This window comes from Enterobacter cloacae complex sp. HYC033_NIDB, assembly GCF_056673335.1.
Map to the genome: position 1 here is coordinate 681,398 of NZ_CP115123.1, position 15,470 is coordinate 696,867.

Below are 15,470 nucleotides of genomic sequence, written 5' to 3' on the forward strand. Positions count from 1 at the left end.
TTTGTTAAGTGATTTTATTGCTGAAGGTCGGCGATATATTTCCCTGCCTTATAGCCATAACGCGTTGCCGGATAGATTTCGATTTGTTTTTCGGATGCTGATATTTTGGCTGGGGCGCTGGCCGTCATTTTTTCGCCAGGAAGAATGTAAGTCTTAGCTAATGTCGCGATCGTACCCGAGGCCATTAATTTCACCTTTTGCTCCAGTCGGACGACATAAGGCGTATTATTCTCAACCGTGACATTGCCATTTTTTATCTGCCAGGTGAGTGCCTTCCAGGGTTCAATATTTACCGCCAGGCCAGCCGGGTGAATAATGACGGGAAGGTTCTGGCTAAACACCACTTTAACTTTATTTTTTTCACGCTGAGGGATAGCGGTAAAAATGACACGCTTAAAATGTTCCACCTTCAGCGGCTCATTACTGTTTTTCAGCACAAAACGCACGCGCTGGGTTTTACCCGCATCTACGCGCACAACCGGCTGCGTGGCAATCAGACCCGGTTTGGGGTCGTCCGGGAGATCAATAATTTTGGTGTACAGCAGCTGTGCTTCAGCATCGGTGTTTTTAACATCCATGCTGGCCCCCTGCTTGTCTTCATTGACAATAAGCAGCGAGGTATCCGGCACCATCCCGGCAGCCATACCGTTGAATGAGGCCAGCAGGCAGGCACAGATCAGCGTTCTCTTTAAAAGCAGCATAATATTAGTCCATTAATATTGGTATAGGACACCCCACCGAAGTGAGGTGTCAGGTATTTCATGATACGTGGGGGTGATTACAGATAAACCAGCTCAACGTTGGTTAAGCCGTCCAGGGTAGCTTCATCCGTGATATTTAAATCGTTGGTTGGGTTAATCATCGCGGCAATGCCCACGTTGAAGTTAATTTTAGTTTGTGCAACAGGTGCCACTGTACCGGTCGCTTGATCTGTGAAGGAATAAATCTCACTCTTATCAGGTTTCACCTGTAAGTAGCGAAACCCGCTTTTAACTCCCCATGATGCGCCGTTATCGCTGGTGAAGATTGGATAAAGGTTTACACCGTCTCCGTTGGTCGTCGCCCCGTCGGTCTTTTGGATACCCATTGAATAAGCGCCAATCTTCTTATCGCCATACATCCCCAGGCCAGCCGTAAAACCCGCACTGGTAATGAAATCCGAATCAATAAAGTTCACCGGCATATTCTCCGTAGGCGCAGAATCCACATGCGAATCGTTAAAGGTCACGCCAACGCGGGTCGCTTCTTCACAGGTAATAGAAATAGGGATAATTTTAACATCCGCCAGAGGGGTTGGGGTGGTGGAATTCAGACTAGCCACCTTCATGGTACCAAAATCAGCAATACCGCCACCGCTAATAAATGCCGGTGTACAGGAAGACGGAACAATTTTCCCCGTAACCTGAATATCAACACTGGAAGCCGCCATTGCTGAAGACGCCGCTACTGCCAGTACAGATGCCAGCACTCCTTTTTTAAACATCGCGTTCATTTAATTTCCTTATATGAGTTAAATACAAAATAAACCAAAAGAGAAATATTTGGTTTTAGGGGTAAAGATTTGATATTGTTTTTGAAACTATCATCATGAATAACCGGGGTCAATGACTCCGAATCTCTTTAGGATTAAAGCCTGAGGATTTCCTTATTATTTGGGATCAATTATTGATTATTTATATAATAAACCCCGAAATACAGTCTGAAAGACATGAAATCATACATTATTTAAATGAATTAAAAGAACTGGTCAGACCTTGTATTTAGATCATGTATGATATTGCTGATTTTTAAGTAAGGGTAACTCAACCGGACGGCACATTATAGTTATTATTCAACCAATAAGAAATATCCCGGAGGATATGGCTATCTTCTGTCAGGTTGAAAATACAGGCGGTTTGTACAGGAAGGCGGGATAAAAACAGGGGAGCAGAATGAAACCTGTCCCTGCTCCGAAGAGCAAGGGACAGCGGCTATATGACTTATTTGTTCAGTTCAGCGGTCATGTGTACGCGGTTACCGGTGAATGCCTGGGTAATTTTGTAGGATGACGCGCCCGCTTCCTGAGCCTGTGCGGCGATTTTGGCTTCTGCGCCATCGAGGGTAGAGGCGGATGCAGTCACAGTCTGCGCAGCGAAAGAACCGAAAGAAGCAGCCAGAGCGATTACAGCGACAAAAGTTTTGATGCTTTTCATGAGATAAACCTTTTCGTTAAGTTGTTTAGATAAGGCACCGTGCCTTGATGAGATAAATACTAGCCCTCATCATGAACAACTAAAAGCGGAAGGTTTTGCTATACTCATTCAAAATTACTGATTAACAATCAATCGCTGCGGATGGGTGTAAATTGTCGCCCTGCCCGGCTTGCAGAACCCCACCAGCGTCAGGTTGCAGCGCTCTGCCACTTCGACCGCCAGCGTTGTCGCAGCCGACACCGCAAACAGGATCTCCACGCCGCACATGGCCGCTTTCTGCACCATTTCATAGCTGGCGCGGCTGGAAACGAGCGCGGCCCCTTGCTGCCAGACGGCATCTTCACGCGCGCGACGGCCCAGCAGCTTATCCAGCGCCACATGGCGGCCTACATCTTCATGACCTCCGACGATCTCGCCCGACGGGAGCAACCACGCCGCAGCATGTGTACAGCCGCTCAGCTGACCTATGGGCTGGACATCATTGAGGTGCTCCAGGGCTTTGTCGAGGTTACCGAGGTTGAAGGTCTGGGTAAACGGCAGCGGCGCGACGGGCTTACCGATATCGTTAAGCTGTTCAACGCCGCACACGCCGCAGCCGGTACGTCCGGCCAGCGCCCGGCGGCGCTCTTTCAGCCCCATAAAGCGACGACTGGAGAGTTCGATTTGTACTTCAAGGCCATTACAGGCCTGAACCACATCCATACCGTAGATCTCCTGCGGATGCGCAATGATGCCTTCCGAGAGGGAAAAACCTATGGCGAACAGTTCCAGATCTTTCGGCGAAGCCATCATCACCACATGCGAAATCCCGTTGTAAACCAGGGCAACGGGGACCTCTTCCGCCAGAAAATCCGGCGTGGCATGTGAAATGTGAGGCGGTCTGTGTACCGACAGTTCCACAATGCCCGCAGGCAGTGGCGACACGTGGGCAGCACGGTTTTGTTTAGACACAACGGTATTCCTGAACAACCACGGAAGTGAGCCTGCTATTGCAACACAAACGGCAGGCCTTACGCATAGTATGGATCAACTTTTCAGCAACCATTCTCCTACTCAATACGGAGGGGTGCAACCGATCAGCTGCTACACCTCTTTAACATGCACAGGATAAAATGTGATTGATATCACATTTTATAATCAATGCCGTGATAATACGTTCACTTTGTTTTAACCCCGTTAGAACAGGCGTACCGACATTGTGGTATTCTGGGCTTATCCCTCGGAGAAATGAGGGATTAATGCAAATTTTTCTCCTTTGCGGTTAATTCTCAACCGCAAAGTAAAACTACATAGCAATGTCGTAATGAACCAAGGAGTGACCCATGCAGGTCAGCAGAAGGCAGTTCTTTAAGATCTGCGCTGGCGGTATGGCAGGCACCACGGCGGCGGCACTGGGCTTTGCGCCCGGTGTAGCGCTGGCGGAAACACGGCAGTATAAACTGCTGCGCACCCGCGAAACCCGTAACACCTGTACGTACTGCTCCGTCGGCTGTGGGCTGTTAATGTATAGCCTCGGCGACGGTGCGAAAAACGCCAAAGCATCCATTTTCCACATCGAAGGCGATCCGGATCACCCGGTCAACCGTGGTGCGCTGTGTCCGAAAGGGGCCGGTCTGGTAGATTTTATCCACTCCGAAAGCCGCCTGAAGTTTCCTGAGTATCGCGCTCCCGGCTCTGACAAATGGCAGCAAATCAGCTGGGAGGAAGCGTTCGATCGCATCGCTAAGCTGATGAAAGAAGACCGCGATGCCAACTTTATCGCGAAGAATGCCGAAGGCACCACCGTTAACCGCTGGCTCTCCACCGGCATGCTGTGTGCTTCTGCGTCCAGTAACGAAACCGGCTATTTAACCCAGAAATTTACGCGCGCACTCGGTATGCTCGCGGTCGACAACCAGGCGCGTGTCTGACACGGACCAACGGTAGCAAGTCTTGCTCCAACATTTGGTCGCGGTGCGATGACCAACCACTGGGTCGACATCAAAAACGCCAACCTCATTGTGGTGATGGGCGGTAACGCCGCTGAAGCGCACCCTGTCGGGTTCCGCTGGGCGATGGAAGCCAAAATCCACAACGGCGCGAAGCTGATTGTGATCGATCCCCGCTTTACGCGTACAGCGTCAGTGGCGGATTTCTACACCCCTATTCGTTCAGGTACTGACATCACTTTCCTGTCAGGCGTATTGCTGTACCTGATGACCAACGAAAAATATAACCGCGAGTACACCGAAGCCTATACCAACGCCAGCCTGATCGTGCGTGAGGATTACCACTTCGAAGATGGCCTGTTCAGCGGTTATGACGCCGAAAAACGCAAATATGACAAAACCAGCTGGAACTATGAGCTGGACGAAAACGGCTTTGCGAAGCGCGACACCACCCTGCAACACCCGCGCTGCGTGTGGAACCTGCTGAAAGAGCACGTGTCCCGCTATACGCCGGAGGTTGTCGAAAACATCTGTGGGACGCCGAAGGCGGACTTCCTGAAGGTGTGCGAGCTGATAGCGGAAACCAGCGCGAAAGATAAAACCGCGTCGTTCCTGTATGCGCTCGGCTGGACGCAGCACTCCATCGGCGCGCAGAACATCCGCACCATGGCGATGGTTCAGCTGCTCCTCGGCAACATGGGGATGGCAGGCGGCGGCGTGAACGCCCTGCGCGGTCACTCCAACATTCAGGGTCTGACCGACCTCGGCCTGCTGTCTCAGAGCCTGACGGGTTACATGAACCTGCCGAGCGAGAAACAGACCGACCTGCAAACCTACCTGACGGCCAGCACGCCAAAACCGCTGCTCGAAGGCCAGGTGAACTACTGGGGCAACTATCCGAAGTTCTTCGTCTCGCTGATGAAAGCCTTCTACGGCGACAAGGCGACAGCGGAAAACAGCTGGGGCTTTGACTGGCTGCCGAAGTGGGACAAAGGTTACGACGTACTTCAGTACTTCGAAATGATGCACCAGGGCCAGGTCAACGGCTATATCTGCCAGGGCTTTAACCCGGTGGCGTCGTTCCCGAACAAGAACAAGGTTGTCGAGTCTCTGTCGAAGCTGAAGTTCCTGGTGACGATTGACCCGCTCAATACCGAAACGTCGACGTTCTGGCAGAACCACGGTGAGTCGAACGATGTCGATCCGTCGAAGATTCAGACCGAAGTGTTCCGTCTGCCGTCTACCTGCTTCGCGGAAGAGAACGGGTCTATCGTCAACTCCGGCCGCTGGTTGCAGTGGCACTGGAAAGGCGCGGATGCCCCGGGCATCGCCTTGAACGACGGCGAGATCCTGGCCGGTATCTTCTTACGTCTGCGTAAAATGTACGCGGCTGAAGGCGGCGCAACGCCTGAGCCGGTGCTGAACATGACCTGGAACTACTCGACGCCAGAGAATCCGTCTCCGGAAGAAGTGGCGATGGAGAGCAACGGTAAGGCGCTGGCGGACGTTATCGACCCGGCGACCGGTGCGGTGCTGGCGAAGAAAGGCGATCAGCTCAGCACCTTTGCGCACCTGCGCGATGACGGTACGACCTCCAGCGGCTGCTGGATCTTTGCCGGTAGCTGGACGCCAAAAGGCAACCAGATGGCCAACCGCGATAACGCCGACCCGTCGGGCCTCGGCAATACGCTGGGCTGGGCATGGGCATGGCCGCTTAACCGCCGCATCCTCTATAACCGCGCCTCAGCTGACCCGCAGGGCAACCCGTGGGATCCTAAGCGTCAGCTACTGAAGTGGGACGGCGCGAAATGGGGCGGCGTGGATATTCCGGACTACAGCACTGCCGCACCAGGCAGCGATGTCGGGCCGTTTATCATGCAGCCTGAAGGGATGGGGCGCCTGTTTGCTATCGATAAGATGGCGGAAGGTCCGTTCCCGGAACACTACGAGCCGTTTGAGACGCCGCTGGGTACTAACCCGCTGCACCCGAACGTGGTCTCTAACCCGGCAGCCCGTATCTTCAAGGGCGATTTTGAAGCGCTGGGTAAAAAGGACAAGTTCCCGTATGTCGGCACCACTTACCGTCTGACCGAGCACTTCCACTACTGGACCAAGCACGCGCTGCTGAATGCCATCGCGCAGCCGGAACAGTTTGTGGAGATCGGCGAGAAGCTGGCGAACAAACTCGGCATTGCCCATGGCGATACCGTGAAGGTCTCCTCTAACCGCGGCTACATCAAAGCCAAGGCGGTGGTGACCAAGCGTATTCGCACGCTGAACGTTCACGGTCAGCAGGTGGATACCATCGGCATCCCAATTCACTGGGGTTATGAGGGCGTGGCGAAGAAAGGGTTCATTGCGAACACCCTGACGCCGTTCGTCGGTGATGCGAACACGCAGACGCCGGAGTTTAAGGCCTTCCTCGTGAACGTGGAAAAGGTGTAACGGAGACGACTTATGGCTTATCAATCTCAAGACATTATCCGTCGTTCCGCGACTAACGGTTTCACGCCCGCGCCTCAGGCGCGGGACCACCAGCAGGAAGTGGCCAAGCTTATCGACGTGACCACCTGTATCGGCTGTAAAGCCTGTCAGGTGGCCTGTTCAGAGTGGAACGACATCCGTGACGAAGTGGGTCACAACGTCGGGGTGTACGACAACCCGGCGGACCTGACCGCCAAGTCCTGGACGGTAATGCGTTTCTCGGAAGTGGAGCAGAACGACAAACTGGAATGGCTTATCCGCAAAGATGGCTGTATGCACTGTGCGGATCCGGGCTGCCTGAAGGCGTGTCCGTCAGAAGGGGCTATCATTCAGTATGCCAACGGCATCGTCGACTTCCAGTCCGAGCAGTGTATTGGCTGCGGCTATTGCATCGCGGGTTGTCCGTTTGACGTGCCGCGCCTGAACCCGGAAGACAACCGCGTCTACAAATGTACGCTGTGCGTTGACCGCGTAAATGTCGGCCAGGAGCCAGCGTGCGTGAAGACCTGCCCAACCGGCGCTATCCACTTTGGCTCCAAAGAGGATATGAAAACGCTGGCGGCAGAGCGCGTGGGCGAGCTGAAAACTCGTGGTTACGATAACGCGGGCCTGTACGATCCGGCCGGGGTTGGCGGTACGCACGTGATGTACGTGCTGCACCACGCCGACAAGCCGAACCTGTATCACGGCCTGCCGGAGAACCCGGAAATCAGCGCGACCGTGAAGTTCTGGAAAGGCATCTGGAAACCGCTGGCCGCGGTCGGTTTTGCGGCCACCTTCGCAGCGAGCATCTTCCACTACGTCGGCGTTGGTCCGAACCGTGCGGAAGAGGAAGACGACAACCTGCATGAAGAGAAAGACGAGGTGCGCAAATGAGAAAACGTGACACCATCGTGCGCTACACCGCGCCGGAACGCATCAACCACTGGGTCACCGCCTTCTGCTTCATGCTGGCGGCGATAAGCGGGCTGGGGTTCTTCTTCCCGTCCTTCAACTGGCTGATGCAGATCATGGGGACACCACAGCTGGCGCGTATACTGCACCCGTTTGTGGGCGTCATCATGTTCGCGTCGTTCATCATCATGTTTTTCCGTTACTGGCACCATAACCTAATCAATCGGGATGATATCTTTTGGGCGAAGAATATTCGTAAGATCGTCGTCAACGAGGAAGTGGGTGATACCGGGCGTTATAACTTCGGCCAGAAATGCGTATTCTGGGCGGCGATTATCTTCCTGGTCCTGTTGCTGGTGAGCGGCGTGATCATCTGGCGTCCGTACTTTGCGCCTGCTTTCTCAATCCCGGTGATCCGATTCGCGCTGATGCTGCATTCATTTGCCGCAGTGGCGTTAATTGTGGTTATCATGGTGCATATTTACGCCGCCCTCTGGGTGAAAGGCACCATTACCGCGATGGTGGAAGGCTGGGTCACCAAAACGTGGGCGAAGAAACATCACCCGCGCTGGTACCGAGAAGTCCGCCAGAAACAGGAAAAGTCATCTGAATGAGTATTCGCATAATCCCGCAAGATGAGCTGGGGTCGAGCGAGAAACGTACGGCGGAGTATATTCCGCCGTTGTTATTCCCCAGACTCAAGAACCTCTACAACCGCCGCGCAGAGCGTCTGCGCGAGCTGGCAGAGAACAACCCGCTGGGCGATTTTCTGCGTTTTGCCGCGCTGGTCGCCCATGCGCAGGAAGTGGTGCTGTACGACCATCCGCTGCAAATGGACCTGACCGCACGCATCAAAGAAGCCAATGAGCAGGGCAAACCGCCGCTGGATATTCACGTCCTGCCGCGCGACAAGCACTGGCATAAGCTGCTGCATTCCCTGATCGCCGAGCTGAAGCCCGAGATGAGCGGCACGGCGCTGGCAGTCATTGAGAACCTGGAAAAAGCCTCCGATCAGGAGCTGGAAGAGATGGCGAGCGCGCTGTTTGCTTCCGACTTCTCACTGGTGAGCAGCGATAAAGCGCCGTTCATCTGGGCTGCGCTGTCGCTCTACTGGGCGCAAATGGCGAGCCTGATTCCAGGTAAAGCCCGCGCCGAATACGGCGAAGCGCGCCAGTTCTGCCCGGTGTGTGGTTCAATGCCGGTCTCCAGCATGGTGCAAATCGGCACCACTCAGGGGCTGCGCTACCTGCACTGCAACCTGTGTGAAACCGAGTGGCACGTGGTGCGCATCAAGTGCAGCAACTGCGAACAGACCCGCGATCTGAACTACTGGTCGCTGGAAAATGAAGACGCGGCGGTGAAAGCGGAGAGCTGCGGCGACTGCGGGACCTACCTGAAGATTCTGTATCAGGAAAAAGACCCGAAAGTCGAAGCCGTGGCCGACGATCTCGCCTCGCTGATTCTGGACGCGAAGATGGAGCAGGAGGGCTTTGCCCGCAGCTCGATCAACCCGTTCCTGTTCCCGGGTGAAGGGGAGTAATCTCCTGTGAGAGTGCCGGGCGGCGCGAGCTTGCCCGGCCTACAGCTGGTAAGGTGATTCCCGCAAAGTCTTTTGAATCGGATAACCCAAATGCGACACCGCAATAGCGATAACTTTTAAGCGTTAGTCTCTAATGCCAGATCAATCTCTTACGCACCGGGGGTACCCTTACTGTACAACAATGTCCAATCCCAACACTGACTTCGATAAAGATCCCGCTCTCTCCAACACTTTGCCTGAAATTCCGCTCGCTGATAATCCGTAATTTACATTACACGTATACAATGTAAGGAAATACAGGTTAATGTGAATCAGGCCAGTCACAGTTGGCTCAAGTATCATCTAATCTGAAAAGGCAGGAAGCTTAATGGATTTAAACCAGCTCAGAACCCTTGTTACCGTTGCAGAAACAGCGAGCCTGACCAAGGCGGCTAGTCAACTGTTTCTGAGCCAGCCAGCGGTCAGCGCTCATATTAAGTCGCTAGAAACAGAATTTAATGTACGGCTTTTCAAACGCACCCCACGCGGTATGGAGCTCACAGCATCCGGTCTGATTATGCGGGACGAAGCCCGCCTCGCTCTGGTTGCTGTCAGTAAGTTTATGAATCGGGCTCGTTCGCTGCATGCTACTGAAATCTGCGCCCTCGGTACGATTTCCGTTCCTGTGATACTCAATCTACCACAGATTCTTTCCCAGCTACGTCAGCGGCATCAGAACGTTAGCCTGACAATCAGGCAGAATATTTCTGGTCATATCGTTGACAGCCTTCTCGCAGGAGAGCTGGATGCCGGTTTTATCATTGGAGAAGTACACGGAGACCGATTGGGCGTGATTACGGTTTCACCAATCACCTTATGCATTGTTGGCCCTCGTCCCTGGAAGGCGCAGCTTGAGTCTGCCGGCTGGGACACGCTTAAGGAGTTTCCGTGGATTTCCACACCGGAAAAATGTTCTTTCAATGCGATTGCTCGTGATTTTCTGCAAAGACATGGTGTGAGTGTGCAGCCAGCCATCATCGTTGATCAGGAAAAAACACTGGCCGAGTTGGTTGCAATGGAGGCTGGCATAACCCTTATGCGGGAGGACATTGCTCTGATTCTCCAAGATAACGAGGAGCTGTATATTTGGCCTGGGGAAAAAACAGTGAGCCAGCTCTGCTTTGTATGGGATCGTGAAAAAGAAACTTCCCCTGTAGTGGCTGCACTGATCGATACTGTGAGGGATATCTGGCAGGTACCGGCCTGAGTTTTTACGGCCCCCTCTATCGAAGAGAGGGCTTGGGGGTTAACGAGGAGCGGCAGAGGTTTTCAGTACAGCGCTCTGTACAGCTTGTTGCGCCATTTTACGCTGGCTGAGGTTGTTGAACAAAAGCGCCGTAGCTGTGAGTGTGGCGCCGGCAATCTGTACATGCGTCGGTACCACGCCATTCAGCGCCGAGACAATAAAGGCGGTGACAGGAACGACATCCATAAAGAGCACACCGGTGGTTGGTGTGACAATACGGTTGCCAATGTTCCAGCACAGTACCGCCATCAGACCTGCGATCAGGGCCATATACAGCAGATGCGGGATCACGGCTGTGATTGCAGCGGCATCCGGTACTGTGATGATACCTGTGACCATCAGCAGCAGATCTGTGGCGGCCACGCTTGTCATACCCAGCAGTGTGGTCAGCGTGGTGTAACGCAGCGGACTCCAGCCAGGAAAATAACTTCCGCCGATGGTATACAGAACCCAGCAGAGTGCGCCGGCAATCAGCAGTAGGTTGGCTGTCAGACTGGCCGGAGAGTGCAGGACTACTGACGCATTACCGTCAGTGATCACCAGCACCACTCCGCTGAAGGACAACAGTATAAACCCAAAGGTGCTGGCCCGTGGGCGGACTTTTTTTAGCGCCCAGATAGTAAGGAGACCCAGCATGGGCATAGTCGCCATCATGATGGATGCGGTCAGGGCTCCGCCCGGGCCTGCAAGATGCTGACCGAGGAACACCAGGAAACCGAATCCGGCAAATCCCAGAGTTCCGAACAACCAGGCCAGCCCCCAACGTTCGTTTTTCAGCCGAAAAGCGGGACGCCCTTCACTAAATAGCAACAGCAGAGCAAAAGCAATACCCGCAATACCATAGCGGATTGTCGTAAAATTAAATGGATCTATCCGAATCAGAGCATGTGTCATAACAGGAAACATAGCTCCCCATGACACTGTTGCCAGCAGGCAGCAGAGCAGTCCTTTAATATAAGTATTCATTGATTCACTTTCCTTTTATATTCATAAAATCGTGGTAGCTATTTTTCTTAAATATTTTCACAGTTGTTAATAAATAACTATTCACGAGTTTTTATGCTGTTATCAGAAATATTGATAGTCTTTGTTTATGCTGCATCCAGCATACGGATAACTTCACCATAACGGACTTTGCCACTCGGGCTGTAAGGTATTTTATCAACCTGGTGTGCAGAGAAATTCATGACACCGGTTGTGAAAGCCTGTTCATTGATTTTTTCTAGCAGACGCATGAATTTTTGTTTGCGGCTCTGGCCAGTACTGAAAATACATCTGACATGATTGACCCCTTGAAGCCGCACCGTAACCAGCGCCACATCTGTGATACAGGGCAGTGAGCGGATTTTTTCCTCAATTCGGTAAATATCATGATCACTACGAATTTCACCGTTACGGTTCATCAGAAACAGCCTGCCGCCATCATCCAGATAGCCATAATCGGCCATCAGGAAGTAATATTCACCTCCGATCATGATGAACGGCCTGCTACCATCGCCATACTCATCCATGAGCATATAGCTGGAGATGGCTACTCTCCCTTTTTCCCACGCACTGAGCGGTCTGTTGTCCTCATCAAGGATCATCACTCGGTTACCGTCAAAAGGACGACCGACACTCTCCGGACAGGCCTTCATGTCGGCCGGCTCTGACAGGACATTCACCCCTGTTTCCGTGCAGCCGTAATATTCACAGAAAATATTACCAAAGGCGGCGCTGGCGGCCTGTTTGCTCGTAACGGGGAAATAACTGCCCCCGACCAGTACCCAGCGTAGGTAATGCTGAAGGGGAAGCCGGGTGGCAAGGCCCGTAATCCATGTGACAAGATTAGGGGTCATTACCGTTGCGCGTACACACCCTCGGGAAAGCGTACGCGCAAGGGCCTGTTCATCATACTGATCAACCAGATGAAGGGGGGCCCCCAGTCCCATAAACATTCGTGCCCAGCCGTTACCGGCAGCATGGTAAAGAGGCAGAATGAGCATAAAGCCATCAGCGTCGCTGAAGCCAAATTGACGGGTAAACCATGCGAAACGGCGGGTATCAAAAGATCGATAGCGCAGGGCTACTTTAGGTACAGAACTCGTTCCTGACGTAAGGGAAAGCCCGCGGTACGGTGGCTGTGTATACGTGGACACCAGGTAGTTCGATTCCGAGTGATGCAGTTCTCCGATACTGTCGATCATCGGATCAGTCGGGGCATCAACGGCTAGCATGCTCGGGCCGAGTGTATTCAGATGACTGAGTTCATCGGCTGTAAATAACTTGAAGGAAACCAGCAATAAACCAGGTCTTATCCTCCCAATCAGCGTGCTGAGTGTCTCTACAGGAAGCGAGTAATCCAGCCCGCTGGCCGAAATGCCGAGCGTGGCGAATGCTGCCAGCCAGCACACTAGTTCGGCATTATTTTTCGACAGATAGCAGACTGATCGCAACTGCTCTTCACTGAAAGTCCGGCGAAGGAAGACTACGCGGGATTCGGTCTGCTGAATGATCTCATTCCAGGTATACTGTCCGTTATTGTCGGTAATACAGGTCTGATTGCCGCGTATGGCAGCAATCTCAGCCATTCTGCTGAGCGTAATCATGATAATTTTCCTGTTTGGATAAAGATATTAAATTCAGGCTGCGATAATCAGAAAACCATTTTTCCGGTATTCATCGATTTTGTTTCTTATACCATCATCAATAATCTCCCCCGGGAAAACGAGCGGGACACCGGGAGGATAAGGTATAATAAATTTATCCGAAACCTCCGTTTCGGAAGTGGTATTTTCGTATTTCCTCTTACTGATTTTATTCAGTGCTAAAAGCAGTGAAGTAACAGCCTGGTCGTTGATACCAATGTGGAAATTAAAGAGAATTACGTTATTCATAAATCTCTTCACATAGATATTTTCCTCGCACAGATACTGTTTAATCTCTGCTCCTGTCCCGAGTGCAGATACATCAAGCATCACTTTTGTCGGATCATAATGAATGTGGTTTTGTGAGCTAAAAGCCTGAAGACACACCGCTTCGATGCCAGGAATTTTCATTGAAGATACACCGGTAATAAATTTGCTTACCAGCCCGCGCGCGTGTACAGCAAGTGCATTCCCATATTCAGTCATCACTGCCTGTGCGGCGTCGAGAGAGGCTATGATCGGGTAGCTTGGTGAGGTGGTATGGATACGGTATTTTGCAGTTTCAATCTTGTCCGGCAGGCTATCGGTCCCACGGCAGTGGATAATTGAAGCCTGCCGGAGACAAAAAAGGGATTTATGCGCGGAGTGGGTGCAGACAACGTCCAGATCAGGATACTTATCAAGCAGATGACCTATATTCATTGCTGTCAGGAACCGAGTGTCTTCGCTGAAATAATTTAGGCTGCCCCATGCTTCATCAATAAAAAATCGTCTAGTGCTGATGCCGGCCGCCAGAATTCGTTCAAGAACCCCCGGAATATCATAAATGATTCCCTCATAGGACTGTGCGGTGAGTATCACCACATCGCAGGCTTTGCCACTTTGCTCCAGCGTAAGAAGAGTCTTTTCAAGATGTTCATATGACCAGGCGCTGATTTCACCGTCCTCCGTTCGAAGGTCCGGGCAAAGATAATGGACGTCAACACCGATTGACTGCGTATGAAAATGAATTGATTGGTGACAGTTACGGTCAGCCAGAATACGATCTCCCTTTTTACACAAGGCTGAAATAGCGATCTGATTAGCTATACTGGTTCCGCTGGTAATATAGAATGATGAGTCAGCATTATAGAGTCCAGCTGTCATTTTTTGTGATTCTGAAATAATTCCAGAAGGGAAAAAGAAATTATCGAAAAGTTCTCCAGTAAAAGAACCTTCAGGACATTCCGAAATTTCAGAGTTAGGATCACCGATAATATCGCTATTTCCGTAACTTGATATCGGGAGAGCGTGGAAAGAAAAAATTTTCCTCTCTCGAAGAGATTCAAGTCTGCTAAGAATGGGTGTGATACCAGTCATATTTATTACTTTAGCATTCATTGTTATTCCCTTACATTTTCTTGCGTGGATAAAATATGCCTCCTTCTTTTTCCAATGAATATTTGTTTTTTTTGATTGTGCTATCAGCATTTGTGATAATACTTCCTCCAGCGCCTGCGAACGGGCAGGTACTGGAAAAAGGAACTGGAGATCTGGTTCCGGATTTTATTGCTGCCGGGCGAGAGTGAGAAGGAGACTACTCCTCCTCGTTCCCGCCCTCTTCATACGCGCCATAAGGCTTCGCAGGCAGAACGATATAGGTGCCTTCAAACACCGCGCCTGGCGTTTCATCGCCGAACAGCTCAACCTGCATCTGTACGCGCGCTTTACGTCCACGCGCCAGACGGTCGAGATCGCCGCCCAGTGCGCCCAGGTCAGCTACCGCGCTCGGCTTGCCGCTGATCGGCGCGCTGTAGCGGATATGGGCATCGGCCAGAATAATGGTGCCGCCGAGATGACGTTCGCGCAGCATCAGCCAGATCAGCCCCCAGCCGGTGAGCGTGGCGAGTGAAAACAGGCTGCCGGCAAACAGGGTATGGTGCGGGTTCTGGTTGCCGGTTTCCGGCATGGTGGTAATAAATTTTTGCCCGGTGTACTGCTGAATACGCACACCCATTTTTTCACTGAGCGGAATGTGCTGATACCACGCCTGCTGGAGCTGACCGCACCAGTCGGCGCGATGGAGAATATCGTCCAGCGTGGCGATGGGTTTGATCATCAAAAAGTGACGAATCGGCGTAGTTTGCGGGGCGGTGATTTCCCCCTGATTCACGAAACCAAGCTTGGCAAAGAACTCAACGGCATCTTCGCGGGCGCTACAGGTGACGCGCTTGACCCCTTCCTGACGGGCGACGGATTCCAGCGTCATTGCCATCAGCGTTCCGAGGCCTTTGTCCTGCACGGAGGGATGTACGGCCATAAAGCGGATTGAAGCTTCGTTGTCGGCATTGATATACAGACGTCCCACGGCAACGAGGTTGCCCTCTTCATCAACCACCATCTGGTGGTGCGCCATCGCGTCCCAGGCGTCGCGTTCAGACCCTTTCGGTTGATGCAGTGGCTTGCGCAGCATTTCCCAGCGGAAATGGTAATAAGCGTCTAATTCTTCTTCCGTTTGCGGTACTCGAAGGTGATACATAG

At 52.2% G+C, this 15,470-nt stretch carries 13 protein-coding genes; 5 read left to right on the forward strand and 8 right to left on the reverse strand.

Annotated elements, in window-relative coordinates:
• Positions 1 to 14 precede the first annotated feature (14 nt).
• The 4 genes from O1721_RS03255 to fdhD form a co-directional block, all read right to left on the reverse strand.
• Entirely contained in the window at positions 15 to 701 is a 687-nt protein-coding gene (locus tag O1721_RS03255) for a fimbria/pilus chaperone family protein (protein WP_017382678.1), read from the reverse strand.
• Between the two features lie 77 nt (positions 702 to 778).
• Positions 779 to 1,492: a DUF1120 domain-containing protein gene (locus O1721_RS03260; RefSeq protein WP_015569917.1), complete on the reverse strand. Its 714-nt coding sequence runs from the start codon at positions 1,490 to 1,492 to the stop codon at positions 779 to 781.
• Between the two features lie 487 nt (positions 1,493 to 1,979).
• Positions 1,980 to 2,192 (reverse strand): YdgH/BhsA/McbA family protein, encoded by a 213-nt coding sequence (locus O1721_RS03265; protein ID WP_015569916.1) that lies wholly within the window; start codon positions 2,190 to 2,192, stop codon positions 1,980 to 1,982.
• Between the two features lie 114 nt (positions 2,193 to 2,306).
• The gene (gene fdhD, locus O1721_RS03270; RefSeq protein ID WP_023295636.1) at positions 2,307 to 3,143 is read right to left on the reverse strand and encodes a formate dehydrogenase accessory sulfurtransferase FdhD; all 837 of its coding nucleotides are present in this window, start codon (positions 3,141 to 3,143) and stop codon (positions 2,307 to 2,309) included.
• A gap of 371 nt (positions 3,144 to 3,514) precedes the next feature.
• Between fdhD and fdnG the strand changes: the two genes are divergently transcribed.
• The 5 genes from fdnG (at position 3,515) to O1721_RS03295 (ending at position 10,284) form a co-directional block, all read left to right on the forward strand.
• The gene (gene fdnG / locus O1721_RS03275; protein ID WP_085929672.1) at positions 3,515 to 6,565 is read left to right on the forward strand and encodes a formate dehydrogenase-N subunit alpha; all 3,051 of its coding nucleotides are present in this window, start codon (positions 3,515 to 3,517) and stop codon (positions 6,563 to 6,565) included.
• 12 nt (positions 6,566 to 6,577) lie between these two features.
• Positions 6,578 to 7,480: a formate dehydrogenase subunit beta gene (fdxH, locus tag O1721_RS03280; protein ID WP_014072386.1), complete on the forward strand. Its 903-nt coding sequence runs from the start codon at positions 6,578 to 6,580 to the stop codon at positions 7,478 to 7,480.
• Positions 7,477 to 8,112, forward strand: a complete 636-nt coding sequence (gene fdoI / locus O1721_RS03285) for a formate dehydrogenase cytochrome b556 subunit (RefSeq protein ID WP_003861958.1) — start codon at positions 7,477 to 7,479, stop codon at positions 8,110 to 8,112. The genes fdxH and fdoI overlap by 4 nt, the downstream gene beginning before the upstream one ends.
• Positions 8,109 to 9,038: a formate dehydrogenase accessory protein FdhE gene (fdhE, locus tag O1721_RS03290; RefSeq protein WP_003861956.1), complete on the forward strand. Its 930-nt coding sequence runs from the start codon at positions 8,109 to 8,111 to the stop codon at positions 9,036 to 9,038. The genes fdoI and fdhE overlap by 4 nt, the downstream gene beginning before the upstream one ends.
• Before the next feature lie 367 nt (positions 9,039 to 9,405).
• A complete protein-coding gene (locus O1721_RS03295) occupies positions 9,406 to 10,284 on the forward strand; it encodes a LysR family transcriptional regulator (RefSeq protein ID WP_032649893.1) in 879 nt (292 codons plus the stop codon).
• Positions 10,285 to 10,323: 39 nt separating this feature from the next.
• Here O1721_RS03295 and O1721_RS03300 read toward each other — a convergent pair whose 3' ends face one another.
• The 4 genes from O1721_RS03300 to fabY form a co-directional block, all read right to left on the reverse strand.
• Positions 10,324 to 11,289: a DMT family transporter gene (locus tag O1721_RS03300; RefSeq protein WP_032649895.1), complete on the reverse strand. Its 966-nt coding sequence runs from the start codon at positions 11,287 to 11,289 to the stop codon at positions 10,324 to 10,326.
• A 125-nt stretch (positions 11,290 to 11,414) separates the two neighbouring features.
• A complete protein-coding gene (locus O1721_RS03305) occupies positions 11,415 to 12,911 on the reverse strand; it encodes a class I adenylate-forming enzyme family protein (RefSeq protein ID WP_032649896.1) in 1,497 nt (498 codons plus the stop codon).
• 33 nt (positions 12,912 to 12,944) lie between these two features.
• Entirely contained in the window at positions 12,945 to 14,420 is a 1,476-nt protein-coding gene (locus tag O1721_RS03310; protein WP_223259300.1) for an aminotransferase class I/II-fold pyridoxal phosphate-dependent enzyme, read from the reverse strand.
• A gap of 106 nt (positions 14,421 to 14,526) precedes the next feature.
• Positions 14,527 to 15,468 (reverse strand): fatty acid biosynthesis protein FabY, encoded by a 942-nt coding sequence (fabY, locus tag O1721_RS03315; RefSeq protein ID WP_015569910.1) that lies wholly within the window; start codon positions 15,466 to 15,468, stop codon positions 14,527 to 14,529.
• Positions 15,469 to 15,470: the final 2 nt, after the last annotated feature.

Coding starts and splice junctions, on each gene's coding strand:
- O1721_RS03255 (WP_017382678.1), bottom strand. CDS start 701: ATGCTGCTTTTAAAGAGAACGCTGATCTGTGCCTGCCTGCTGGCCTCA.
- O1721_RS03260 (WP_015569917.1), bottom strand. CDS start 1,492: ATGAACGCGATGTTTAAAAAAGGAGTGCTGGCATCTGTACTGGCAGTA.
- O1721_RS03265 (WP_015569916.1), bottom strand. CDS start 2,192: ATGAAAAGCATCAAAACTTTTGTCGCTGTAATCGCTCTGGCTGCTTCT.
- fdxH (WP_014072386.1), top strand. CDS start 6,578: ATGGCTTATCAATCTCAAGACATTATCCGTCGTTCCGCGACTAACGGT.
- fdoI (WP_003861958.1), top strand. CDS start 7,477: ATGAGAAAACGTGACACCATCGTGCGCTACACCGCGCCGGAACGCATC.
- fdhE (WP_003861956.1), top strand. CDS start 8,109: ATGAGTATTCGCATAATCCCGCAAGATGAGCTGGGGTCGAGCGAGAAA.
- O1721_RS03295 (WP_032649893.1), top strand. CDS start 9,406: ATGGATTTAAACCAGCTCAGAACCCTTGTTACCGTTGCAGAAACAGCG.
- O1721_RS03300 (WP_032649895.1), bottom strand. CDS start 11,289: ATGAATACTTATATTAAAGGACTGCTCTGCTGCCTGCTGGCAACAGTG.
- O1721_RS03305 (WP_032649896.1), bottom strand. CDS start 12,911: ATGATTACGCTCAGCAGAATGGCTGAGATTGCTGCCATACGCGGCAAT.
- O1721_RS03310 (WP_223259300.1), bottom strand. CDS start 14,420: ATGCTGATAGCACAATCAAAAAAAACAAATATTCATTGGAAAAAGAAG.
- fabY (WP_015569910.1), bottom strand. CDS start 15,468: ATGTATCACCTTCGAGTACCGCAAACGGAAGAAGAATTAGACGCTTAT.